At 65.5% G+C, this 23,299-nt stretch carries 20 protein-coding genes; 14 read left to right on the top strand and 6 right to left on the bottom strand.

Annotation, left to right across the window (positions count from 1 at the left end; genetic code table 11):
- Positions 1 to 69 precede the first annotated feature (69 nt).
- Together tesB and ACX1DW_RS12975 are read left to right on the top strand one after the other, a co-directional pair.
- The gene (gene tesB / locus ACX1DW_RS12980; protein ID WP_102840480.1) at positions 70 to 939 is read left to right on the top strand and encodes an acyl-CoA thioesterase II; all 870 of its coding nucleotides are present in this window, start codon (positions 70 to 72) and stop codon (positions 937 to 939) included.
- A complete protein-coding gene (locus ACX1DW_RS12975) occupies positions 936 to 1,526 on the top strand; it encodes an HAD family hydrolase (protein WP_063544190.1) in 591 nt (196 codons plus the stop codon). Before tesB ends, ACX1DW_RS12975 begins: the two co-directional genes overlap by 4 nt.
- Positions 1,527 to 1,730: 204 nt before the next feature.
- Here the strand turns inward: ACX1DW_RS12975 and ypfJ are convergent, their stop codons facing one another.
- On the bottom strand, positions 1,731 to 2,585 hold the full coding sequence (ypfJ, locus tag ACX1DW_RS12970) for a KPN_02809 family neutral zinc metallopeptidase (RefSeq protein WP_125869423.1): 855 nt from the start codon (positions 2,583 to 2,585) through the stop codon (positions 1,731 to 1,733).
- A gap of 127 nt (positions 2,586 to 2,712) precedes the next feature.
- The gene (locus tag ACX1DW_RS12965; protein WP_063544194.1) at positions 2,713 to 3,147 is read right to left on the bottom strand and encodes a DUF411 domain-containing protein; all 435 of its coding nucleotides are present in this window, start codon (positions 3,145 to 3,147) and stop codon (positions 2,713 to 2,715) included.
- A 174-nt stretch (positions 3,148 to 3,321) separates the two neighbouring features.
- Between ACX1DW_RS12965 and ACX1DW_RS12960 the strand changes: the two genes are divergently transcribed.
- Positions 3,322 to 3,861: a DUF4345 domain-containing protein gene (locus ACX1DW_RS12960; RefSeq protein WP_200600271.1), complete on the top strand. Its 540-nt coding sequence runs from the start codon at positions 3,322 to 3,324 to the stop codon at positions 3,859 to 3,861.
- Between the two features lie 6 nt (positions 3,862 to 3,867).
- On the opposite strand, the gene ACX1DW_RS12955 is transcribed toward ACX1DW_RS12960, so the two are convergent.
- The 4 genes from ACX1DW_RS12955 to ACX1DW_RS12940 form a co-directional block, all read right to left on the bottom strand.
- Entirely contained in the window at positions 3,868 to 4,563 is a 696-nt protein-coding gene (locus tag ACX1DW_RS12955; protein ID WP_081253795.1) for a Crp/Fnr family transcriptional regulator, read from the bottom strand.
- A 98-nt stretch (positions 4,564 to 4,661) separates the two neighbouring features.
- Positions 4,662 to 5,447 (bottom strand): type IV pili methyl-accepting chemotaxis transducer N-terminal domain-containing protein, encoded by a 786-nt coding sequence (locus tag ACX1DW_RS12950; protein ID WP_458991672.1) that lies wholly within the window; start codon positions 5,445 to 5,447, stop codon positions 4,662 to 4,664.
- Positions 5,448 to 5,609: 162 nt separating this feature from the next.
- Entirely contained in the window at positions 5,610 to 6,218 is a 609-nt protein-coding gene (gene narL / locus ACX1DW_RS12945) for a two-component system response regulator NarL (RefSeq protein WP_230725413.1), read from the bottom strand.
- Entirely contained in the window at positions 6,196 to 8,172 is a 1,977-nt protein-coding gene (locus ACX1DW_RS12940; RefSeq protein WP_458991671.1) for a histidine kinase, read from the bottom strand. The genes narL and ACX1DW_RS12940 overlap by 23 nt, the downstream gene beginning before the upstream one ends.
- Before the next feature lie 267 nt (positions 8,173 to 8,439).
- Between ACX1DW_RS12940 and ACX1DW_RS12935 the strand changes: the two genes are divergently transcribed.
- From ACX1DW_RS12935 to ACX1DW_RS12885, 11 genes are all read left to right on the top strand, one after another.
- Complete coding sequence (locus ACX1DW_RS12935; RefSeq protein WP_152480850.1) at positions 8,440 to 10,041, top strand: MFS transporter; 1,602 nt, start codon at positions 8,440 to 8,442, stop codon at positions 10,039 to 10,041.
- Between the two features lie 15 nt (positions 10,042 to 10,056).
- Complete coding sequence (locus ACX1DW_RS12930) at positions 10,057 to 10,515, top strand: universal stress protein (protein ID WP_110778083.1); 459 nt, start codon at positions 10,057 to 10,059, stop codon at positions 10,513 to 10,515.
- A gap of 14 nt (positions 10,516 to 10,529) precedes the next feature.
- Complete coding sequence (locus ACX1DW_RS12925; RefSeq protein WP_063544206.1) at positions 10,530 to 12,017, top strand: MFS transporter; 1,488 nt, start codon at positions 10,530 to 10,532, stop codon at positions 12,015 to 12,017.
- A 105-nt stretch (positions 12,018 to 12,122) separates the two neighbouring features.
- The gene (locus tag ACX1DW_RS12920) at positions 12,123 to 15,878 is read left to right on the top strand and encodes a nitrate reductase subunit alpha (RefSeq protein WP_458991670.1); all 3,756 of its coding nucleotides are present in this window, start codon (positions 12,123 to 12,125) and stop codon (positions 15,876 to 15,878) included.
- Between the two features lie 11 nt (positions 15,879 to 15,889).
- Positions 15,890 to 17,428, top strand: coding sequence for a nitrate reductase subunit beta (gene narH, locus ACX1DW_RS12915; RefSeq protein WP_458991669.1), 1,539 nt, complete (start codon positions 15,890 to 15,892; stop codon positions 17,426 to 17,428).
- Positions 17,429 to 17,431: 3 nt separating this feature from the next.
- A complete protein-coding gene (gene narJ, locus ACX1DW_RS12910; RefSeq protein ID WP_011912088.1) occupies positions 17,432 to 18,187 on the top strand; it encodes a nitrate reductase molybdenum cofactor assembly chaperone in 756 nt (251 codons plus the stop codon).
- Positions 18,180 to 18,971 carry a respiratory nitrate reductase subunit gamma gene (gene narI, locus ACX1DW_RS12905; protein WP_458991668.1) on the top strand — a complete coding sequence of 264 codons (792 nt, stop codon included), beginning with the start codon at positions 18,180 to 18,182 and terminating at the stop codon, positions 18,969 to 18,971. Before narJ ends, narI begins: the two co-directional genes overlap by 8 nt.
- 81 nt (positions 18,972 to 19,052) lie before the next feature.
- Positions 19,053 to 20,012, top strand: a complete 960-nt coding sequence (locus ACX1DW_RS12900) for a peptidylprolyl isomerase (RefSeq protein WP_458991667.1) — start codon at positions 19,053 to 19,055, stop codon at positions 20,010 to 20,012.
- 109 nt (positions 20,013 to 20,121) lie between these two features.
- Positions 20,122 to 21,111: a GTP 3',8-cyclase MoaA gene (gene moaA, locus ACX1DW_RS12895; protein ID WP_013981802.1), complete on the top strand. Its 990-nt coding sequence runs from the start codon at positions 20,122 to 20,124 to the stop codon at positions 21,109 to 21,111.
- A 240-nt stretch (positions 21,112 to 21,351) separates the two neighbouring features.
- A complete protein-coding gene (gene moaB / locus ACX1DW_RS12890; RefSeq protein ID WP_045633530.1) occupies positions 21,352 to 21,897 on the top strand; it encodes a molybdenum cofactor biosynthesis protein B in 546 nt (181 codons plus the stop codon).
- The gene (locus tag ACX1DW_RS12885; protein WP_458991666.1) at positions 21,894 to 23,126 is read left to right on the top strand and encodes a molybdopterin molybdotransferase MoeA; all 1,233 of its coding nucleotides are present in this window, start codon (positions 21,894 to 21,896) and stop codon (positions 23,124 to 23,126) included. The genes moaB and ACX1DW_RS12885 overlap by 4 nt, the downstream gene beginning before the upstream one ends.
- Positions 23,127 to 23,299: the final 173 nt, after the last annotated feature.

Genomic DNA, 23,299 nt, shown 5'->3' with positions numbered 1-23,299 from the left:
GCTGGAGCGTTGTCGGCGAAATACGTAACATGGCGCGCCTGTCCGCCCGCCCTTATCAAGGATGCCGAAATGACCCAGATACTCGACGCCCTGGTCAACCTGCTGACCCTGGAACGCATCGAGGAAAACCTGTTCCGCGGCGCCAGCCAGGACCTCGGCTTTCCCCAGCTGTTCGGCGGGCAGGTGCTCGGCCAGGTGATCTCCGCCGCCAGCCAGACGGTGACACCGGAGCGCCATGTGCATTCGCTGCACGGTTACTTCCTGCGTCCCGGCGACTCGCACCAGCCGGTGGTGTACGACGTCGATCGCGTGCGCGATGGCGGCAGCTTCACCACGCGGCGGGTCAGTGCGATCCAGAAGGGGCAGACCATCTTCACCGGCATCGCCTCGTTCCAGGCCCAGGAGAGCGGCTACGAGCACCAGTTGCCGATGCCGGACGTGGTCGGACCGGACGACCTGCCCAACGAGTGGGAGCTGCTGCACAAGCTGTCGCCGATGGTGCCCGAGCGGGTGATGGAGAAGCTGCGCCGACCCAAGCCCATCGAAATCCGCCCGGTCACCCTGGTCGACCCGGCCAACCCGCAGCCGATCGAGCCGGTGCGCCACCTGTGGTTCCGTGCCGACGGCTCGCTGCCCGACAGCCCGGCGCTGCACAAGTATCTGCTCGCCTACGCCTCGGACTTCAGCTTTATCGGCACGGCGTTGCAGCCGCACGGCGTCAGCTCGTGGAGCAAGTTCATCCAGCTGGCCAGCCTCGATCACGCCATCTGGTTCCACCGTGAAGTGAAGATGGATGACTGGCTGCTCTATTCCATCGACAGCCCCTGGGCCGGCAATGCCCGGGGCTTCGCCCGTGGCAGCATCTTCAACCGCCAGGGCGAGCTGGTCGCCTCGGTGGCGCAGGAAGGCCTGATCCGCGTGCGCGAGGACTGGATGTGACGATCACCGAGGTACGGCACTGGGTGTTCGACATGGACGGCACCCTGACCATCGCCGTGCACGATTTCGCCGCGATCCGCCGCGCCCTGGAGATTCCCGAGGAGGACGACATCCTCCATCACCTGGCCGCGCTGCCGGCCGACGAAGCGGCGGCCAAGCGTGCCTGGCTGCTGGAGCACGAGCGCGAGCTGGCCTACGCCGCACGCCCGGCCGAAGGCGCCCGCGAGCTGCTGCATGCGCTGCGCGAGCGGGGCTGCCGCCTCGGCGTGCTGACCCGCAATGCCCACGAACTGGCGCTGGTGACTCTGCAGGCGGTGGGCATGGGTGACTGCTTTCTCGCCGAAGACATCCTCGGTCGCGATGAGGCGCCGCCCAAGCCGCATCCGGGCGGACTGCTGCAGCTGGCCGAGCGCTGGGGCGTGGCACCGGAGGCGATGCTGATGGTCGGCGACTACCGCTTCGACCTGGAATGCGCCCGTGCCGCCGGCGCGCGCGGGGTGCTGGTCAACGTGCCGCACAATGAATGGCCGGAACTGGCCGATCTGTACGCGCCTGATTGTCGTGCGTTACACGGCATGCTGGGCTGAGAGCGGATTTCGGCCCTGCGACTATTTGCACTGGTCTTGCTGGTGGGCTGAAGCCCACCCTACGCAGGGCGCCAGGTGTCGTGTCGGAGAGGGCCGCGGCGCTGGAACGTCATCGTAGGGTGGGCTTCAGCCCACCAGTCATCGCAACGACCCTCGCCTGCGTGCCCCGTAACTGCGTCAGGGTAGGGGCACGCCTGGAAGCGCCTACAGCCGCGCCGCCTTGAAGGTGTCGCAGCGCGCCGGATCGCCATGCTCGAAGCCGTCGCGGAACCAGCGCACCCGCTGCGCCGAGGTACCGTGGGTAAAGGCATCCGGCACCACGCGGCCCTGGCTGCGCTTCTGCAGGTTGTCGTCGCCGATGGCATTGGCGGCGTTCAGCGCTTCTTCCAGATCGCCTTCTTCCAGCCAGTCGTGGCGTTGCTGCGCGTGATAGGCCCAGACGCCGGCATAGCAGTCGGCCTGCAGTTCCTGGCGCACCAGCAGGCCGTTGTCGCCTTCCATCTGCGCACCGCGCTGGCGGGCCGCCTGCATCTGCCGGGAAACGCCGAGCAGGGTCTGCACGTGATGGCCAACCTCATGGGCAATCACATAGGCCTGGGCGAAGTCGCCTGCAGCGGAAAAGCGCCGGGCCATCTCGTCGAAGAACTGCAGGTCGAGGTAGACCTGCTGATCGCCGGGGCAATAGAACGGGCCGACCGCCGAACTGGCGAAGCCGCAGGCCGAGTTCACGCCGCCGCGAAACAGCACCAGGGTCGGGTCGCGATACTGCACGCCGTTCTGCTGGAACAGCGCGCGCCAGGTGTCTTCAGTGTCGCCGAGCACGGCGCGGACGAATTCCACCTGTGGATCGTCGCCGGTCGGGCGCTGGCTTTGCTGGGAGACTGCAGGCCCGCCCTGGTTGGCCAGCTGGCCGAGGATCTGCAGCGGGTCCTGGCCGGAGAGCAGGCCGATCACCACCACGATGGCGATGCCGCCCAGACCCAGGCCGCCCAGGCGCATGCCGCTGCGGCCCCTGGCGTCCACTACGTTGTCGCTGCGTCGGGCTCGTTTCCAGCGCATGAGTTGCCCCTCGGAAATGGTGAATGGGAGCGTCGCGGCCGCAGCGAAGCGGCCAACGCCTTCCACTCAGACCCGTGAGCGGGCAAAAAAGCTGCAGCGGGTGTGGGCTTGGGTTGCGCCGGCGCTGTCAGTTGCCGGGGTACTCGGAAATCACGCTCTCCTTGCCCTGCTTGCTGACGCCGATCACCTGGAAGGCGTCCTTGCGCTCGCCCATCTCCATACCGGGCGAGCCGACCGGCATGCCCGGAACGGCGGCACCGATCAGGTCGGGTTGCGCGCGCAGCTTGAGGATGTCGGCCGCCGGCACGTGGCCTTCGACGAACTTGCCGTCGATCACGCCGGTGTGGCAGGAGCCGAGGCGGTGCGGTACTCCATGCTCCATCTTCACCGAGGTCATGTCGTTGACCACATGATCGGCAACGGCGAAGCCGTTGTCTTCCAGATGCTCGATCCACGCCTTGCAGCAGCCGCAGTTGGGGTCGCGGTAGACGTCGATGGCGATGGGGTCGGCCGCTTGGGCGAAGCCGGCGAGCAGGACGGGTAGAAGCAGAAGGCGGCGCATGGGCATCTCCAATCAGCGAGGCGCCCAGAATACGCCGCCTCGTGACCATCCCCAAGCTGCGAGTCGTGTGCAATTGTCACCGCCGGGCCGTGTGCTCGAGCGCAGAACAAAACGGCGGTGCGGCAGTCCCATGCCAACCGGAAGAGCGAGTCGCACCCATCAGGAGAGTTTTCGATGCGTTTTGCCCGTTTCGTTCTGCTCGCGCAGGCGCTGGTGATGGCCTGCCTGAGCCTGGCCTACTGGTTGCGTCCCTACGAGATGGCCAACCTGAACGGCATGCTATTGATGGAAGAGGCCTCTGTCAGCCATATGCGGGTTTACTACGGCGGTCTGCAGCTGGGCCTGGCGGCCTTCCTGATCTGGGCCGCGCGTGCGCCCGAACGGGCGCGGCCGGCGCTGATGATGCTGATGATGACCCTGACGGCGCTGGTACTCGGCAGGCTGGTTTCGCTCTTGCTGGATGACAGCGCGCTGGTTGGCTTTGACCTGGCCTCGTTGATCTATCGGGTGCTGGCTGCGGTACTGGCGGGCGTCGCCTGGCAGGTCATCCGCGAGCGTCCCGAGGCGGAACCCGAGCGCATCGAGCCGGCCACTCGCAGGCTGGTCAGCGAACCGCCGAAACCGTTTCAGCTCGGTGACGGCCCGCCGCCGGTCGAACCTGCTGCCAGTGAAGTCGCGCCGCAGCCGTTTCGGCGCGGCGGTCCCGATGACTGAGCCCGTTCAGGCCGCCGCTTCCAGATAGGCCGAGAGGCTGTGCTGGTCGAGTATTTCGATACGCCGCCGCTGCACGGCGATCAGGCCCGCGTCGGTCAGCCGGTGCAGGATGCGCGAGAGGGTTTCTGGCTGGATGCCGAGCTGCGAGGCGATCAGGCGCTTGGGCAGGTCCAGATCGATGACGTCGCTGTGCGCAGCCTGCAGCTCCTGGAACAGATAGCGCACCACGCGCTGGCAGACATTGGATGAGGTCAGGTTGTCGATCTGATGCAGGCGCTGGTTGAGCCGGGCGCTCAGGCTGCTGAGCAGCTGCATGCACAGCTGCGGCTGATTCTCCAGCAGGCGCAGGTAGTGGCTGTTCTGCACGTTGAGCACCAGACTCTCCTTGAGCGTGGTGGCGCTCAGCGGATGTTCGGGCAGCTTGTCGAACAGCATGGTCTCGGCGAAGGCCTCGCCGGGCCGGATCACCTCGATCACCTTTTCCTGGCCATCGCTGGTGACCCGGTGCAGTTTGACCTGACCGCTGATCAGCAGATGGAAATGCTCGGCCGCATCGCCCTGGTGGAACAGCGTGCATCCGGCGGGCAGGCGCTTGGCCGTGGTATGCGAGGCGATGGCGTGCAGCGATGTCTCGCTCAGGCCGCGGAACAGATGATGACGGCGCAATGTGTTGAGCACGGTGGAGCCTGTCAGCATGGCCATCCCCTTCCTTTCGATGCGGGCATGCTAGGTTGCAAGATGCCTCTATCCCATTGTCCCTAAGCCATACCTCTTTCTAGGCAGCCGGTGGCGGCCGGTGCTCAGCGTGCGCCGCCGGCCAGGCGTTCGTAGTCGAGGGTCAGTTGCTCGATCTTGCGCAGCAGCGAATCGCTGGTGGTGACGATCACCGTAGGCACGAAGCGCGAGTCATCCGCCAGGCTGAACCCGGCCCGGGCGAAGCGCCACTGGGTGTCGATCTGCTCGAGCTGACGGCGGATCTCTTCGGTGTTCTGCGGCGCCTTCTGCAGTTCCGCCTGGCCGCGTTCGAACTCGCTGACCGCCGCATCGAAGTCGCTGCGCAGGCGCGGGTCCGGTAGCTTCCAGGCCATCGCCAGGTAAAGCATCGCGATGCGCTGGCTGAGCATGCGCTGGCGACCGCTGCGGTTGACCAGTTGCGCCGCCCGGTTGCCGCTGTGGTGCTCGATGGCCTGGACCAGGGTTTCGCTCTGGGCGAGGAAGCGTTCGGCCAGGCGCAGCAGTTCCGCCGACTGTTCGCGATCCGGCCGCCCCAGGGCGAGCTGGCGATATTCGGTCCAGGTCTGGGTGGCCTCCTGCAGCGCCTTGCGCACGCCGTCGCTGGGCGCGTATTCGTCGAGCAGCTGGGTGTTTTCCTCGATGCTGGCGATGCTGCTGTCGAGCTGGCTGGCGGCAAGGTCGACACGAGTTTCGCTGCCGATCATCAGGTAATTCTTGGCGATGCGCTGGCTGAGCATGCGCTGCATGCCGGCGCGGTTGACCGCCTCGGCGTCGCTGATGGCGGCCTGGCAGGAAAAGCTGGCAGCTAACAGGCCGAGCAGCAGGGAAGTGGGCAGCAGGATCTTGAACATGGAGCGCTCCTTACATCCGGTCGGGCGCGATGCTGACCGGCTGGTCAGTTCGACGAGGACGAGACGATAGAGCGCTTCACCGCGTTGGCATTGATGATCATCAAGGGCTGGGGAGCGTTATCAGGAGATGCGTGACAGCGCACAGAAACGCAGTCGGCACGATCAGCCCTTCGCTTCGTTCTCCAGCACCCAGACCGCCGCTTCGACCCGTGAGCGCAGGCCCAGCTTGTGCAGCAGGTTCTTCACATGGACCTTGACGGTGCCCTCGGTGATGCCGAGCTTGCGCGCGATCATCTTGTTGCTCTGGCCCTTGGCGATCTGCCGCAATACTTCCTTCTCACGCTTGGTCAGGCTGGAGAACTGCACCTGCCCGCTGGGCTTGGGGCGCACCCGGATGGCTTCGGCGAGCACCTGGGTCAGCTCCGGGCTCAGGGCCATGCGGCCGGTGGCGGCGATGCGGATCTGCTCGATCAGCTGTTCGGCATCCATGTCCTTGAGCAGGTAGCCGTCGGCGCCGTTGCGCAGCGCCTCGAGCACGTGGCCCTGTTCGTCGGAAACGGTGAACATGATGATCCGCGCGTCGATATCCGCGTCGCGCATGCGCCGAGTGGTCTCCAGGCCGTCGATGCCCGGCATGTTCAGGTCCATCAGGATCAGGTCCGGCTCCACTTCCTGGGCCAGGCGGATGGCGTCTTCGCCGTTGCCGGCCTCGCCGACCGTTTCCAGGTCGTCTTCCAGGTCCAGCAGATCACGTAGGCCCCGACGCATCATGGGATGGTCGTCCACCAGCAGGATTCGTGTGGTAGTTCCTTCGTTCATGCGTGACAGGCTCCTGTTTCACGGGAATGTTGCGATAGACGGGTGGAAACGCCAGATGCACGAGGGTGCCTCCGCCGGGGCGCCGGTCGATACTGATCCTGCCGTTCAGGCTGCTGGCACGCTCCTGCAGGATGATCAGGCCATAATGCCCGGCGCGTTGGCCTTCGGGTTCAATGCCGATGCCATCGTCCTCGATCCTGACGTGGATGGTGCCGCTGTCATCCTGGGTCAGGCGCAGCCAGCAATGCTCGGCCTCGGCGTGCTTGACGACGTTGCTCAAGGCTTCGCGGATGATCTGCAGGCAATGCACCTCCTCATTGGGCGTCAGCGGGCAGTGGTCGAGCTGATAATCGTGCTCGATCAGCAGCCCGGAGTTGGCGCTGAACTCCTCGATGGTGGCCTGCAGGGCGGGTTTCAGCCCCGGCTCGTTGACCTTGATGCGGAAGGTGGTGAGCAGCTCGCGCAGCTGGCGGTAGGCCGCATTGAGCCCCTGATCGATCTGCTGCACGCTGTCGTCCAGCTGGGCCGGACTGCTGTCTTTGAGCATCAGCCGCTTGAGCCGCGCCAGCTGCAGTTTCTGCGCCGAGAGCGCCTGGGCCAGCGAGTCGTGCAGCTCGCGGGCGATGACCGCGCGTTCCTCCATCAGCGCCAGGCGCGCCTGCTTCTGGCCCAGCTGCGCCAGGCTCAGGGAGGCGGCGAAGAGGTCGGCGAGGGTGGTCAGCAGCAGGGTCTGCCAGGCTTCCAGTGGCTGGCCTGGCGGGTGGGCGACGCGCAGCGAGCCGAGGTCATCCTGGCCGGAGCGCAATTCGAAGGACATCAACTCCTCGCCGCTGGGCAGGCGACCGGTCTGGTTGACCAGACAGGTCCCGCATTGCGGCAGCTTGCAGTATTCCGGCGGGCGCAGATCGCGGGATGTCATGGCGGTATGGCTGCCGGCTTCGGCCGAGCGGTTCAGGCACAGCGAGATCGGCCCGGTGCCGAGGATCTGCTGCATCTTGGCGAGCAGCGAGCCCATCATCTGCGAAGGGTCGTCCGGCTGGCTGTAGAGCATGCGCGCACTGTTGAACAGCAGCTGCAGCGTGGCGTTGCTGCGGGTGAGGGCGGCGGTCTTGTCGTCGACCTTCTGCTCCATGTCGGCATAGAGGCTGGCCAGCTCCTTGCTCATCTGGTTGAGGGTGCGTGCCAGCAGGCTCAGCTCGGTTTCGCCGGGGATCTGTACCTCACCGCTGAAGTCGCCCTTGCCGATGTCGCGCGCCAGCTTGGTCAGGCTGCGTAGCGGGGTGGCCAGGTTGTTGTGCAGGCCGTAGATCAGCACGAAGGCGATCAGCACGATGACGAACAGCGTCCCCGCCTGCAGGGCACGGATGACGCCAAGCTTGCCTTCGGAGGCTTCCTGCAGGGAGCGCACGAAGACGTCCAGCTCGCTGACGAACTCCGGCACCTCCCGACGATAGTCCTCCAGCTGCGGTGGCTGTGCATCGAGCAGCGGACGCATGCGTTCCTGCCAGTGTCGCAGCACACCGGCGTGCAGGGCCGGCAGCTCGGTGTTGCCATGACGATGCAGGGCCGAGCGCAGCGAGGCGGAGCGCAGGGTCCGTTCAAGGGTATCGATGCGTGCCTCCAGTGCCGCCTCCGGACCCTGCTCCGCGGTGAACGACAACCGGTAGGCCTGCATGCGCAGGCTGCCGGCCTGGTTGATGGCCTCGGCATCGCCTTCCAGCGCATCGGCCAGGTAGAGGCTGGCCAGCATGCTGACCAGGGAAAAGCCGATGATCACGACGAACGCCACCAGCGTATTGAAAACGATGGAATGGCGGGTGGAGAGCTGGTCGCGGTCGAGTTGAGGCATGGTCGGATCGTCAGACGGTGATGCCGCATTCTGCGCGCAGCGGCGTCTGCTGGCCATGGTCGTGGAAGTACTCCCAATGCATTCCAGGCTGATTCAGGCCGTTTCATCGCTTGCGTGTTTGTTTAGTAACCATCTGATAAATAAGAATTTATTTTCGATAAACAGGAGTACTCCGTCGGAGGTAGAAAGGTGCCGCTGAGCAAAATGCCAGCAGGTGCGTGTTGACCTGAGTCAACTTCGGATCGATCCCTCGCCCTTAGCGTGCGAGCCATTCGTGGTCCCGCTTCGTTTGCAAGTGGGGCCCTGGCGCCAAGAGGATCGACCATGAGCAATATCGAAAAGTGGGACGTGGAGGACCAGGTCTTCTGGGACACCACCGGCAAGCGGGTCGCCAATCGCAACCTCTGGATATCCATCCCGAGTCTGCTGATGGGCTTCGCCATCTGGCTGATGTGGGGCATCGTCACGGTGCAGATGCTCAACCTCGGCTTTCCATTCGCGCCCGCCGAGCTGTTCACCCTGACCGCCATCGCCGGTCTCACCGGCGCCACCTTGCGCATTCCGGCGTCGTTCATGATCCGCATCGCGGGTGGGCGCAACACCATCTTCCTCACCACGGCGCTGCTGATGATTCCCGCAGCCGGCGCCGGCATTGCCCTGCAGAGCCAGGACACCCCGCTGTGGGTATTCCAGCTGCTGGCCTTTCTCTCCGGCATCGGTGGCGGCAACTTCGCCTGCTCGATGAGCAACATCAGCACCTTCTTCCCGAAGAACCAGCAGGGTCTGGCGCTGGGCCTCAATGCGGGCCTGGGTAACTTCGGCGTGACCACCATGCAGATCCTCATCCCGCTGGTGATGACTGCCGGCGTATTCGGTGCGGCGGCTGGCGCGCCGATGGAGCTGATCAAGGACAGCGGCACGCTGATCGGCAAGATCTCCGCCGGCACCGACACCTGGATCCAGAACGCCGGCTGGGTCTGGTTGCTGTTCCTCGTCCCGCTGGCCTTCGCCGGCTGGTTCGGCATGAACAACCTGCTGGTCATCTCGCCGACGCCGGGCTACCCATTGAACGCCTTCGGCAAGATCCTCGGCCTCTATGCGGTGGCCTTCATCGCCGCCGCTATCGGCCTGTACCTCTACCTGCCTGCGCCGACCGGCCTCGGTGTGCTGAACATGTGGGGCGTGATGCTGCTGACCATCGGCGCGACGCTCGGCATGCTGCGCCTGCTGCCGGGCAGCATCAGCCCGAACATCAAGCGCCAGTTCGCCATCTTCCGCGACAAGCACACCTGGTCGATGAGCATCCTCTACATCCTGACCTTCGGCTCCTTCATCGGCTTCTCCATGGCGCTGCCGCTGTCGATCACGGTGATTTTCGGCTTCATGAACGAAGTGGCCGCCGACGGCACCATCACCCGCGTCGCCAACCCGAATGCGCCGAGCGCGCTGACCTATGCCTGGATCGGCCCCTTCATCGGCGCCCTGATCCGTCCGCTGGGCGGCTGGATCTCCGACAAGGTCGGCGGCTCGATCGTCACCCAGGTGATCTCGGTGGTGATGGTCATCGCCTCGGTCGCCGCCGGCTACGTGATGCATCAGGCCTACGTTTCGGCCCAGCCGGAGGAGTACTTCTTCCTCTTCCTGGTGCTGTTCCTGGTGCTGTTCGCCGCCAGCGGCATCGGCAACGGCTCGACCTTCCGCACCATCGGCGTGATCTACGACCGCGAGAAGGCCGGCCCGGTACTCGGCTGGACCTCCGCCGTCGCCGCCTACGGCTCCTTCGTCGCCCCGATCGTGATCGGCGAGCAGGTCAAGGCCGGCACTCCCGAGGTGGCGATGTATGGCTTCGCGGTGTTCTACGCGCTGTGCCTGATCCTCAACTGGTGGTTCTACCTGCGCCCCAACGCCTACGTGAAGAACCCCTGAGTCCGGAGAGCCACCATGAAAATCATGATTGCCTACGACAACTCGCGTAACGCCAGGAAAGCCCTGGACGCCACCCTCGAGATGTTCGGCCCGCTCAAGCCGCTGATCATGTTGATCGGCGTGGTGGAAGAAACCCGTGACACCAGCGATTCAGCGGTCGAGCTGTACGAGCGTGAGCGTCGCGAATTCCAGGCCTTCCTGCAGGAGGCGGCGGCCAAGGTCAGCGCCTTCGGCCTGGATGTCGACGTGATCCTCGCCGAAGGCGACGCCCGCAAGATGATCCTCAAGGCTGCCGAGCACAAGAAGCCGGACCTGCTGGTCATCGCGCGACACTCAAACGAACCGGACGGCGGCTTCATTTCCCGCTCGCTGAATCTGCTGGTCGACGAGCTCGACTACATGACCTTCGGCAGCGTCAGCGCCTTCCTGGCCCGCCGGGCGCCTTGCCCGGTCCTGATCCAAGCCTGCCCCTGAGTGAGGAGCTCATCATGAGAGTTTCTACGCTGTTCGAATGGAAGCGCCCCGAGATCCGGGCCCTGCACCTGACCTGGATCGCCTTCTACATCTGTTTCTTCGTCTGGTTCGGCATGGCGCCGCTGGCCTCGAGCATGCTGAAGAGCGTGAACTGGCTGACGCCCGAAGACCTCAAGCTATTCGCCATCGCCAACGTGGCGCTGACCATCCCGGCGCGCATCCTGGTCGGCATGGCGCTCGACCACTGGGGCCCGCGCCGGGTGTTTTCGGTGCTGCTGGTGGTGATGGCCGCGCCGGCGCTGTTCTTCGCCTTTGGTGACAGCCGCACCCAGCTGCTGGTGTCGCGGCTGATCCTCAGCTCCATCGGCGCCAGCTTCGTGGTTGGCATCCACATGACCGCCATGTGGTTCAAGCCGAAGGACATCGGTTTCGCCGAAGGCTTCTACGCCGGCTGGGGCAACTTCGGTTCCGCCGCCGCCGCCATGAGCCTGCCGGCCATCGCCATCCACGCCTTCGGCGGTCCGGAAGGCTGGCGCTGGGCGATCGCCAGCTCGGCGATCATCATGGCCGTCTACGGCGTGTACTACTGGTTCGCCCTTACCGACGGCCCGGCCGGCACCGTGCACCGCAAGCCGCACAAGGCCAGCGCGCTGGAAGTCAGCACCTGGGCCGACATGATCAAGCTGATCATCTGGACCATCCCCATGGTCGGCGTGCTCGGCATCCTGGTCTGGCGCATCGAGAAGCTGGGTTACCTGGGTTCCACCGGCGCGCTGATCAGCTACGCGGTGATCGCGCTGGTGGTGGTCTTCCAGATCGTGCAGATCCTGCGGGTCAACGTGCCGATCCTGAAAAAGGGCGTGCCGGAAGACGACAAGTACCCCTTCAACACCGTGGCCGCGCTGAACTCCACCTACTTCGCCAATTTCGGCGCGGAGCTGGCGGTGGTCTCGATGTTGCCAATGTTCTTCGAGCAGACCTGGGGGCTGACCCCGACCACCGCCGGCATCATCGCCGCCTCCTTCGCCTTCGTGAACCTGGTGGCGCGGCCCATGGGCGGGCTGGTCTCCGACCGCTTCGGCAACCGCCGCTTCGTCATGCTGGCCTACATGCTGGGCATCGCGGTCGGCTTCTTCCTGATGGGGCTGATGAACGCCGCCTGGCCGCTGATCGTCGCCGTCGCGATTACCGTGGCCTGCTCGATGTTCGTGCAGGGCGCCGAGGGTGCGACCTTCGGAATCATCCCCTCGATCAAGCGCCGCGTCACCGGGCAGATCTCCGGCATGGCCGGGGCCTACGGCAACGTCGGCGCCGTCTGCTACCTGACCCTCTACACCTTCGTGACCCCCTCGCAGTTCTTCATGGTGATCGCCGCCGGTGCCTTCGTCAGCTTCGGGCTCTGCCTGCTCTGGCTGAAGGAGCCCGAGGGCGCGTTCTCCGACGAGTACTACGTGTCCAGCGTCGACCGCGAGCTGGAGGCCCGCCAGAAGCTCGCGTCCTGAAATTTCACCGAACGAATGCGCCAGCCACCCCGGCTGGCGCAAGCCGAGATTGATAAGCCGACCGGTCGGGCCAGTGGTTCGCAACCGGAGTGAGGAGAGAAACCAATGAGCCACTTGCTCGATCAACTGCGCTTCTTCAACAGGAAGCAAGGCGAGTTCGCCGATGGTCATGGCGAAACCCGTATCGAATCCCGCGACTGGGAGAACGTCTACCGCTCGCGCTGGCAGTACGACAAGATCGTGCGCTCGACCCACGGCGTGAACTGCACCGGTTCCTGCTCCTGGAAGATCTACGTGAAGAACGGCCTGATCACCTGGGAAACCCAGCAGACCGACTACCCGCGCACCCGCAACGACCTGCCCAACCACGAGCCACGCGGCTGCCCGCGCGGTGCCAGCTACAGCTGGTACATCTACAGCGCCAACCGCCTGAAGTACCCGAAGGTGCGCAAGCCACTGCTGAAACTCTGGCGTGAAGCGCGGCGCAACATGACCCCGGTGGACGCCTGGGCCAGCATCGTCGAGGACAAGGCCAAGGCCGAGTCCTACAAGAGCAAGCGCGGCATGGGCGGCTTCATCCGTTCCAGCTGGGACGAAGTCAACGAGATCATCGCCGCGGCCAACGTCTACACCGTCAAGCAGTACGGTCCGGACCGTGTCATCGGCTTCTCGCCGATCCCGGCCATGTCCATGGTTTCCTACGCGGCCGGTAGCCGTTACCTGTCGCTGATCGGCGGCGTGTGCCTGTCGTTTTACGACTGGTACTGCGACCTGCCGCCGGCCTCGCCGCAGATCTGGGGCGAGCAGACCGACGTGCCGGAATCGGCCGACTGGTACAACTCCAACTACATCATCGCCTGGGGCTCCAACGTCCCGCAGACCCGTACGCCGGACGCTCACTTCTTCACCGAGGTCCGCTACAAGGGCACCAAGACTGTCGCCATCACCCCGGACTACGCCGAAGTCGCCAAGCTCACCGACCTCTGGCTCAATCCGAAGCAGGGCACCGACGCCGCGCTGGCCCAGGCCTTCGCCCACGTCATCTTCAAGGAATTCCACCTCGAGAAGCCGAGCGAGTACTTCCGCGACTACGCCAAGCGCTACACCGACCTGCCGGTGCTGGTGCGCCTGAACGAGAAGGACGGCAGCTACATTGCCGACCGCTTCCTGCGCGCCTCCGACCTGGCCGACAACCTCGGCCAGGAAAACAATCCCGAGTGGAAGACCATCGCTGTCGATGGCAGCACCGGCGAGCTGGTTTCGCCGCTGGGTTCGATCGGCTACCGCTGGGGCGAGAAGGGCAAGTGGAACATCGAGGCCCGCGAAGGCAAGGACGGTCGTGATGTCGACCTCTCCCTGACCCAGATCGAGGGCGGCGAGACGGCCGAGGTCGCCTTCCCGTACTTCGGCGGCATCCTCCACGAGCACTTCCAGCACGCCGAAGGCGAAAGTATCCAGCTGCGCCGCGTGCCGGTCCGCACCATCACCCTGGCCGACGGCAGCACCACCAAGGTCGCCACCGTGTTCGACCTGATGGCTGCCAACCTGGGTATCGACCGTGGTCTGGGTGGCGGCAACGTCGCTTCCAGCTACGACGACGCCAGCGTGCCCGGCACTCCGGCCTGGCAGGAAGTCATCACTGGCGTGTCCCGCGAGAAGGCCATCCAGATCGCCCGTGAATTCGCCGACAACGCCGACAAGACCCATGGTCGGTCCATGATCATCGTCGGTGCGGCGATGAACCACTGGTACCACATGGACATGAACTACCGCGGGCTGATCAACATGCTGATGTTGTGCGGTTGCGTCGGTCAGACCGGTGGCGGCTGGGCGCACTACGTGGGTCAGGAAAAGCTGCGTCCGCAGTGTGGCTGGCTGCCGCTGGCCTTCGGCCTCGACTGGAGCCGTCCGCCGCGCCAGATGAACGGCACCAGCTTCTTCTACAACCACAGCTCGCAGTGGCGCCACGAGAAGATGAGCATCCACGAGGTGCTCTCGCCGCTGGCCGACAAGTCGCAGTTCCCCGAGCACATGCTCGACTACAACATTCGCGCCGAACGCGCCGGCTGGCTGCCGAGCGCACCGCAGCTCAACCGCAACCCGCTGCAGATCTGCCGTGATGCCGAGGCTGCCGGCATGTCGCCGGTCGACTACGTCACCCAGTCGCTGAAGGACGGCTCACTGAAGTTCGCCTGCGAACAGCCGGACAATCCGGATAACTTCCCGCGCAACATGTTCGTCTGGCGCTCCAACCTCCTGGGCAGCTCGGGCAAGGGCCACGAGTACATGCTCAAGTACCTCCTGGGCACCAAGAACGGCGTGATGAACGAGGACCTCGGCAAGCGCGACGGCTTCAAGCCGCTCGAGGCCGAATGGCAGGACGAGGGCGCCATCGGCAAGCTCGACCTGGTCACCACCCTCGACTTCCGCATGTCCTCGACCTGCGTGTACTCCGACATCGTCCTGCCGACCGCGACCTGGTACGAGAAGGACGACATGAACACCTCGGACATGCACCCCTTCATCCACCCGCTGTCGGCGGCGATCGACCCGGCCTGGGAAGCCCGTTCCGACTGGGAGATCTACAAAGGCATCGCCAAGGCGTTCTCGAAGATGGCCGAAGGTCAGCTGGGCGTGGAGAAGGACCTGGTCACCGTGCCGCTCCTGCACGACAGCCCCGGCGAACTGGCGCAGCCGTTCGGCGGTACCGACTGGAAGACCGCTGGCGTCGATCCACAGCCGGGCAAGAACTGCCCGAACATGGCGGTGGTCGAGCGCGACTACCCGAACACCTACAAGAAGTTCACCTCCCTCGGCCCGTTGCTGGACAAGCTCGGCAACGGCGGCAAGGGGATCAACTGGAACACCCAGGATGAAGTCGATTTCCTCGGCGAGCTGAACTACAAGGTGCGCGAGGAGGGCGTCAGCCAGGGCCGGCCACAGATCGAATCGGCCATCGATGCTGCCGAGGTCATCCTCAGCCTCGCCCCGGAAACCAACGGTCATGTCGCCGTGAAGGCCTGGGCGGCGCTGTCGGAATTCACCGGCCGCGATCACAGCCACCTGGCGCTGCCCAAGGAGCACGAGGCGATTCGCTTCCGTGACATCCAGGCGCAGCCGCGCAAGATCATCTCCAGTCCGACCTGGTCGGGTCTCGAAGACGAGCATGTGTCGTACAACGCCGGCTACACCAACGTTCACGAGCTGATCCCGTGGCGCACGATCACCGGTCGCCAGCAGTTCTTCCAGGATCACCCCTGGATGCAGGCCTTCGGCGAGCAGCTGATGAGCTACCGGCCGCCAATCAACACCCGCACCGTCGACTACGTGAAGGGCAAGAAGAGCAACGGCAACCCCGAGATCGTCCTGAACTGGATCACCCCGCACCAGAAGTGGGGCATCCACAGCACCTACTCGGACAACCTGATCATGCTCACCTTGAGCCGTGGCGGCCCGATCGTGTGGATGAGCGAAATCGACGCCAAGAAGGCCGGCATCGAGGACAACGACTGGATCGAGTGCTTCAACGCCAACGGCGCCCTGACCGCCCGCGCGGTGGTCAGCCAGCGCGTGATGGAAGGCATGGTGATGATGTACCACGCCCAGGAACGCATCGTGAACGTGCCGGGCGCCGAGAGCACCAAGACCCGCGGCGGCCACCACAACTCGGTGACCCGCGTGGTGCTCAAGCCCACCCACATGATCGGCGGCTACGCCCAGCAGGCGTACGGCTTCAACTACTACGGCACCGTGGGTTGCAACCGCGACGAGTTCGTCGTAGTGCGCAAGATGAACAAGGTCGACTGGCTCGATGGCCCGAATGGGCATGAGCTGCCGCAACCCCTGCCGCAAGATATCTGAGGAATAAGGCCATGAAGATTCGTTCACAAGTAGGCATGGTCCTGAACCTGGACAAGTGCATCGGCTGCCACACCTGCTCGATCACCTGCAAGAACGTCTGGACCAGCCGCGAAGGCATGGAATACGCCTGGTTCAACAACGTCGAGACCAAGCCCGGCATCGGCTACCCGAAGGAGTGGGAAAACCAGGACAAGTGGAAGGGCGGCTGGGTGCGCAACGGCGACGGCACCATCAACCCGAAGATCGGCGGCAAGTTCCGCGTGCTGGCGAACATCTTCGCCAACCCGGACCTGCCGACGATCGACGACTACTACGAGCCGTTCGACTTCGACTACCAGAACCTGCACACCGCGCCGATCTCCGAGCATCAGCCGGTGGCGCGTCCGCGCTCGCTGATCTCCGGTCAGCGCATGGAGAAGATCGAGTGGGGCCCGAACTGGGAAGAGATTCTCGGTACCGAGTTCGCCAAGCGGCGCAAGGACAAGAACTTCGACAAGGTGCAGGCCGACATCTACGGGCAGTACGAAAACACCTTCATGATGTACCTGCCGCGCCTGTGCGAGCACTGCCTGAACCCGGCCTGCGCCGCGTCCTGCCCGAGCGGTGCGATCTACAAGCGCGAGGAGGACGGCATCGTCCTCATCGACCAGGAAAAGTGCCGCGGCTGGCGCATGTGCATCAGCGGTTGCCCGTACAAGAAGATCTACTTCAACTGGAAGAGCGGCAAATCCGAGAAGTGCATCTTCTGCTTCCCGCGCATCGAGGCCGGCATGCCGACCGTCTGTGCCGAGACCTGCGTAGGCCGCATCCGCTACCTCGGCGTGCTGCTGTACGACGCCGACCGCATCCATGAAGTGGCCAGCACCGTCAACGAGCAGGACCTGTACGCCAAGCAGCTGGAGATCTTCCTCGATCCGTTCGACCCGAAGGTCATCGAGCAGGCGCTCAACGACGGCGTTTCGATGTCGGTGATCGAAGCCGCGCAGAAGTCGCCGGTATACAAGATGGCGGTGGACTGGAAGCTGGCCCTGCCGCTGCACCCGGAATACCGCACGCTGCCTATGGTCTGGTACGTGCCGCCGCTGTCGCCGATCCAGAACGCCGCCAGCGCCGGTCACGTCAGCATGGACGGCGTGCTGCCGGACGTCGACAGCCTGCGCATCCCGCTGCGCTATCTGGCCAACCTGCTCACCGCAGGCGACGAGGAGCCGGTCAAGCTGGCGCTCAAGCGCATGCTCGCCATGCGTGCCTACAAGCGCGCCGAGCAGGTCGATGGCGTGCAGGACCTCAAGGTGCTGGAGAGCGTCGGCCTGTCGGTGGCCCAGGTGGAGGACATGTACCGCTACCTGGCCATCGCCAACTACGAGGACCGCTACGTGATCCCGACCGCGCACCGCGAAGAGGCCATGAGCGATGCCTTCGCCGAGCGCTCCGGTTGCGGCTTCAGCTTCGGCAGCGGCTGCTCGGGCGCCTCGGACACCAACATGTTCGGCGCCAGGAGAGCCAACCGCCGCGACATCATCAAGACCGTCCAGCTGTGGGAGGACTGAGCCATGCGCATCCTTAAAGTGATTTCCCTGCTGCTGGACTATCCCGACCAGCACCTGCGCGACGGCCATGCCGAACTGGCCCAGGCCATCGGCTCGGCTCGCGAGATCAGCCCGGAGCAGCGCATCGCGCTGCGCCGCCTGCTCGACGAGCTGACCGAAGGCGACCTGATGGACGTGCAGGAGCGCTACACCGACCTGTTCGACCGCGGACGCGCGCTGTCGCTGCTCCTGTTCGAGCACGTGCATGGCGAGTCCCGCGATCGCGGCCAGGCCATGGTCGACCTGATGGCGCAGTACACCGAGGCCGGCTTCGCCATCGGTGTGCGCGAGCTGCCGGACTACATCCCGCTGTACCTCGAGTACCTCGCCACCCGCGAAGACCTCGAGGCCCGCGAGGGGCTGGCCGATGTCGCCCATCTGCTGGCCCTGCTGGCGGCCCGTCTGCAGGAGCGCGAGAGCCCGCATGCCGCGTGCTTCACCGCACTGCTGCAGATCGCTGGCGAGCCGGTGCAGGAAACCCTGGCCGGCCTGCAGGAGCAGGTTGCCGCTGAAGAGCGCGACGACTCGCTGGAGGCCCTGGACAAGATCTGGGAGGAGGAACAGGTCAACTTCCTCCAGGCCGAGCAGCAGGATCGCTGCCCATCCATGCCGAGCGGGCCGGGCAAGGCTCGCGAGGAAAGCCCGGTGCCGCTGCACTGGACCGATTTCAAGCATGACGGGCAGGCCGCCGCGCTCGCCCAGGAGGTGCGCAATGTCTAACTTCAATTTCCTGCTGTTCGGGGTCTACCCCTACATCGCCCTGGCCATCTGCCTGATCGGCAGCTGGGCGCGCTTCGACCTGTCGCAGTACAGCTGGAAGGCCGGCTCGAGCCAGATGCTGTCGAACAACCGCATGCGCCTGGCGAGCAACCTGTTCCACGTCGGCATCATCTTCATCCTGGCCGGTCACTTCGTCGGCCTGCTGATGCCCGAGGCGCTTTATCACCACTTCATCACCAGTGGTCAGAAGCAGATCATGGCGATGGTGTCCGGTGGCTTCTTCGGCATCCTTTGCCTGATCGGCCTGGTGATGCTGATCCATCGCCGGCTGACCGATGCGCGTGTGCGGGCCACCTCCAACACCAGCGACGTGATGATCCTGTTCGTGCTGCTGGCGCAGCTGGTGCTGGGGCTGCTGACCATCGTCGCCTCCACCGGCCACCTGGACGGTTCGGTGATGGTGCTGCTGGGCACCTGGGCGCAGAGCCTGGTCACCCTGCAGCCGGTCAAGGCCGCAGGCGCCATCGAGTCGGTCAGCGTCATCTACAAGCTGCACGTGTTCCTCGGCATGACCCTGTTCGTGCTGTTCCCCTTCACCCGTCTGGTGCACATCGTCAGCGCGCCGGTGTGGTACCTGGGCCGGCGCTACCAGATCGTCCGGCAGAAGGGCGTCAAGCCGGCCATGCCGCGTCCGCAGCGCCCGCGCACCTACGAAGCACCGGTACGCGAAACCGCCGTGCCGACCGCTGTGCCTGCCACGGCAAAGAGCAAGAGCCCGGTATGACCCTGGCCGGCTGACGCCTGGCGCGTCAGCCGGTCTGGCCGATCGGATCGAAGGTTCAAGCGTTTTATCGAGGTAATCATCATGGGTTGTGGATGCGGTGGTAGCACAGGTGGAAGCGGCGGCTGCGGTGGCGGCGCGCGTCCGGAAATCGAAGTGCCGGCAGATGCCCCTCTGTTCGAGGAGCTGCCGCACGAGGAAGACAGCGAGCCGGCTGCCGAGCAGGCATCCGCTGAGCCGCTGCTGATCGCCAGCAGCGAACAGGAATGGCCGCGGGTGCGGGTCAATGGGGTGGCGATTGCCTCCCAGGCGATCGCTCAGGAACTGCAGTATCACCCGGCCGAAAGCCGCGAAGAGGCCGTCTACCTGGCGACCCAGGCGCTGGTGCTGCGCGAGTTGCTGCAGCAGCGCATCGGCGAACTGGGGCTGGTGGTGCGCGCCGAGGCCGGTGAAAGCGAGGAGGAGGCGGCCACCCGCACGCTGATCGAACAGGAAGTGCCGCTGCCGCTGGCCGACGAGGCGGCCTGTCAGCAGTACTACAACGGCAACCGTCAGCGCTTCTTCAGCGCGCCGCTGCTGGCCGCGCGGCACATCCTGCTGGCCTGTCCGGCAGATGACGCCGAAGCGCGCAGCCTGGCGCGGGAACAGGCGTTGGGCCTGTTGCAGCAACTGCAGGCAGCGCCGCAACGCTTCGCCGAACTCGCGTTGCAGCATTCGGCCTGTCCGTCCAAGGAGCAGGGCGGGGCGCTTGGGCAGATCAGCAAGGGCCAGACCGTGCCGGAGTTCGAGCGCCAGCTGTTCCGTCTGCCGGTCGGCCTCTGCCAGCAGCCGCTGGAAAGCCGCTATGGCTACCACCTGGTGTTCGTCGACCAGCGTATCGAGGGCGATCAATTGCCTTACGAGATCGTCGCCGGCACGATTCGCGCCGAACTCAACCAGCGTGTCTGGCAGATCGGCGTCAGCCAGTACCTGCAGAACCTGGTGGGGGCGGCGAACATCGAGGGCATCCACCTGCAGGGCGCGGAAACGCCACTGATGCAATGACGGCGGCTTGGCCCTGCGTCGGGTGGATGATGCTTCACCACCCACCGCGCGGGGCCCACGGTGGATGAAAAAGTGTCATCCACCCTACGAGGCTTCAGAGGTGTTATCGATGACTCAACTACGCGATGCCCACAACCGCCAGATCGACTACCTGCGCATGTCGGTCACCGACCGCTGCGACTTCCGCTGCGTCTACTGCATGGCCGAGGACATGACCTTCCTGCCGCGCCAGCAGGTGCTCGGTCTGGAGGAGCTGGAGCGCATCGCGCGCATCTTCGTCGGGCTGGGCGTGAAGAAGATCCGCCTCACCGGCGGCGAGCCGCTGGTACGCCAGGGCATCGTCGGTCTCTGCGAGCGCATCGCGGCCTTGCCCGGTCTGCGTGAACTGGTGATGACCACCAACGGCTCGCAGCTGGTCAGGCTCGCCGCACCGCTGGCACGGGCCGGGGTCAAGCGGCTGAACATCAGTCTGGATAGTCTGGACGCCGAGAAATTCCACGCCATTACCCGCACCGGCCAGCTGCAGCAGGTGCTCGACGGCATCGATGCGGCGCGCGCCGCCGGCTTCGAGCGGATCAAGCTCAATGCCGTGGTGATGAAGGGCCGCAACGCAGAGGAAGTCGCCGACCTAGTGGACTTCGCCATCGCCGGCGGGCTGGACTTGAGCTTCATCGAGGAAATGCCGCTGGGCGATGTCGGCCGTTCGCGCGGCGAGAGCTTCTGCTCCAGCGACGAGGTCAAGGCGCTGATCGCCGAGCGTCACGCGCTGATCGATTCGGCCGAGCAGAGCGGCGGGCCGGCGCGCTATGTGCGCCTGCCGGAGCACCCGCAGACGCGCATCGGCTTCATCTCGCCGCATTCGCACAACTTCTGCGCCACCTGCAACCGCGTGCGGCTGACCGTGGAAGGTCGCCTGCTGCTGTGCCTGGGCCACGAGCATTCCATCGACCTGCGCGCACTGCTGCGCCGCCACCCGACCAGCGACCAGCCGGTGATCGACGCCATTCACGCCGCGCTGCAACGCAAACCGCTGCGCCACGAATTCTCCAGCGGCGGCGAGGTCCAGGTATTGCGCTTCATGAACGCCAGCGGCGGTTGATTGCCCGCGCCGAACGGGCTGCGGGCCGACCGTTTTATTCGCTACCATCGGCCGGCACTGCCGGTCTGACCCATGCCCCGCTGCGTTGCAGTCGGGCTTGTCGCAACGCTCGCTGACCAACACCATGCGCGTTGGTCGACCTGCCGGCACCGCCTGCCGCGCGCCTACCTCCAACGGGGAATGGGCTGGCCCGCGGCGCCGGTGCAGCCTGCGCACACATCTTCAAGGGAGTTTCGAGCCATGGCTCACCTGTCCAACACCGAATTCCAGCCTCTGAACATTGCCGTGCTCACGGTGAGCGATACCCGCAACCTGGACACCGACACCTCCGGCCAGGCGCTGATCGACGGCCTGCAGAGCGCAGGCCATACGCTGGCCGAACGGGCCATCGTCAAGGACGACATCTGGCAGATCCGCGCTCGTGTGTGCAGCTGGATCGCCAGCGAAAACGTGCAGGTGGTGCTGATCACCGGCGGCACCGGTTTCACCGCGCGCGACAACACTCCGCAGGCGGTGCAGCCGCTGCTGGACAAGGACGTCGATGGCTTCGGCGAACTGTTCCGCTACGTTTCGCTGGGCGAGATCGGCACCTCCACCGTGCAGTCCCGCGCGCTGGCCGGGATGAGCAACGGCACGCTGGTCTGCTGCCTGCCGGGTTCGACCAACGCCTGCCGCACCGCCTGGAACAAGATCCTCGTCGAGCAGCTGGACAGCCGTACCAAACCCTGCAACTTCGTCCCGCACCTGAAGGCGGCCGCGGTGGACAACTGCGGGCCACGCTCATGAGCGCCTGCGGCTGCGATACCGGCGGGCTGAAGCCAGTCGACGAGGCCATCGCCGAGCTGCTGGCGCGGGTGCCGGCGCCGCCCGCGGTGGAAGAGGTCGCGCTGCGCGATGCCCTCGGTCGCGTGCTCGCCGAGCCGCTGGATGCCAGCTTTCCGGTGCCCCCCTGGGACAATAGCGCGATGGACGGCTACGCCCTGCGCGCCGCCGATCTGCCGGCCGAGGGCGGTGCGCTGCCACTGGCCGGACGCATCGCCGCCGGCGACGCCGCCAGTCAGCAGCTGCCGGCCGGGCATGCGGTGCGCATTTTCACTGGCGCGCCGTTGCCGCCGGGCGCGGACGCCGTGGTGGCGCAGGAAAACTGCCGTATCGAAGGCGATCGCATCTGGCTGCCGGCGGTGAATGCCGGTGACAACGTGCGCTGCCTGGGTGAGGAAACCGCGGCTGGCGAGCGTCTGATCGACGCCGGCAAGCGTCTGCGCCCGCAGGAGCTCGGCCTGCTGGCGACCTTCGGCGTGGCGCGGGTGAAGGTGTACCGGCGTCTGCGCGTGGCGCTGCTGTCCAGCGGCAACGAACTGCGCGAGCCGGGCGAGCCGCTGGACGCCGGGCAGATCTACAACTCCAACCGCTACAGCCTGCTCGGCGTGTTGCAGAGCCTCGGCTGCGAAGTGCACGACTACCCGATCCTGATCGACGATCTGGGCGCCAGCCGCGACGCGCTGGCCGATGCGGCGAGCCGCTTCGACCTGATCATCACCTCGGGCGGTGTTTCGGTGGGCGAGGAGGATCACCTCAAGCAGGCGATTCGCGAATTGGGCGAGCTGCACCTGTGGCGTCTGGCGATCCAGCCGGGCAAGCCGCTGGCCTTCGGCGAAGTCAACGGCACGCCGTGGATCGGCCTGCCTGGCAACCCGGCGGCGGCGCTGGTCACCTCGCTGGTGGTGGCTCGACCGTTCCTGCTGCGCGCCCAGGGCTGCACGCAGGTACGGGTCACGCCGCTGCGCCTGCCTGCCGGCTTCGCCTGGCGCAAGGCCAACGTGCGCCAGCAGTTCCTGCGCGCGCGGCTCGAAGCGGTCGATGGCCGGCTCGAGGTGCGTCTGTTCCCGCGCCAGGGCTCGGCCATGCTGACCTCGGCGACCTGGGCGGATGGCCTGGCCATCGTCGAGTGCCAGCGCACCCTCGCCGAAGGCGAGCTGGTGCAGTACCTGCCGTTCAGCGAACTCCTCGGCTGAAACGCCACAACGCCCGGCCGATGCGAATCGGCCGGGCGTTGTCGCGCCTGGGTGCTGCTCCGTGACGCCGCGAGCGCGTTGCATCGAGAGCGGGCTGGTGCAGTGGCGATTACCCGACAGCGTTTTCACTTCGCTGATAAAACACGGCGGAGCGTGGTCCTGCCGTGATCCCT

The sequence above is a fragment of the Stutzerimonas sp. KH-1 genome, from assembly GCF_054483855.1.
Note: the sequence above shows the minus strand (reverse complement) of the source record. Positions and strands in the feature narration are given on the sequence as shown.

Coding starts and splice junctions, on each gene's coding strand:
- ACX1DW_RS12885 (WP_458991666.1), top strand. CDS start 21,894: ATGAGCGCCTGCGGCTGCGATACCGGCGGGCTGAAGCCAGTCGACGAG.
- ACX1DW_RS12920 (WP_458991670.1), top strand. CDS start 12,123: ATGAGCCACTTGCTCGATCAACTGCGCTTCTTCAACAGGAAGCAAGGC.
- ACX1DW_RS12935 (WP_152480850.1), top strand. CDS start 8,440: ATGAGCAATATCGAAAAGTGGGACGTGGAGGACCAGGTCTTCTGGGAC.
- ypfJ (WP_125869423.1), bottom strand. CDS start 2,585: ATGCGCTGGAAACGAGCCCGACGCAGCGACAACGTAGTGGACGCCAGG.
- narI (WP_458991668.1), top strand. CDS start 18,180: ATGTCTAACTTCAATTTCCTGCTGTTCGGGGTCTACCCCTACATCGCC.
- ACX1DW_RS12900 (WP_458991667.1), top strand. CDS start 19,053: ATGGGTTGTGGATGCGGTGGTAGCACAGGTGGAAGCGGCGGCTGCGGT.
- ACX1DW_RS12940 (WP_458991671.1), bottom strand. CDS start 8,172: ATGGCCAGCAGACGCCGCTGCGCGCAGAATGCGGCATCACCGTCTGAC.
- ACX1DW_RS12965 (WP_063544194.1), bottom strand. CDS start 3,147: ATGCGCCGCCTTCTGCTTCTACCCGTCCTGCTCGCCGGCTTCGCCCAA.
- ACX1DW_RS12950 (WP_458991672.1), bottom strand. CDS start 5,447: ATGTTCAAGATCCTGCTGCCCACTTCCCTGCTGCTCGGCCTGTTAGCT.
- narL (WP_230725413.1), bottom strand. CDS start 6,218: ATGATGCGTCGGGGCCTACGTGATCTGCTGGACCTGGAAGACGACCTG.
- ACX1DW_RS12955 (WP_081253795.1), bottom strand. CDS start 4,563: ATGGCCATGCTGACAGGCTCCACCGTGCTCAACACATTGCGCCGTCAT.
- moaB (WP_045633530.1), top strand. CDS start 21,352: ATGGCTCACCTGTCCAACACCGAATTCCAGCCTCTGAACATTGCCGTG.
- tesB (WP_102840480.1), top strand. CDS start 70: ATGACCCAGATACTCGACGCCCTGGTCAACCTGCTGACCCTGGAACGC.
- ACX1DW_RS12930 (WP_110778083.1), top strand. CDS start 10,057: ATGAAAATCATGATTGCCTACGACAACTCGCGTAACGCCAGGAAAGCC.
- narJ (WP_011912088.1), top strand. CDS start 17,432: ATGCGCATCCTTAAAGTGATTTCCCTGCTGCTGGACTATCCCGACCAG.
- ACX1DW_RS12960 (WP_200600271.1), top strand. CDS start 3,322: ATGCGTTTTGCCCGTTTCGTTCTGCTCGCGCAGGCGCTGGTGATGGCC.
- moaA (WP_013981802.1), top strand. CDS start 20,122: ATGACTCAACTACGCGATGCCCACAACCGCCAGATCGACTACCTGCGC.
- ACX1DW_RS12925 (WP_063544206.1), top strand. CDS start 10,530: ATGAGAGTTTCTACGCTGTTCGAATGGAAGCGCCCCGAGATCCGGGCC.
- narH (WP_458991669.1), top strand. CDS start 15,890: ATGAAGATTCGTTCACAAGTAGGCATGGTCCTGAACCTGGACAAGTGC.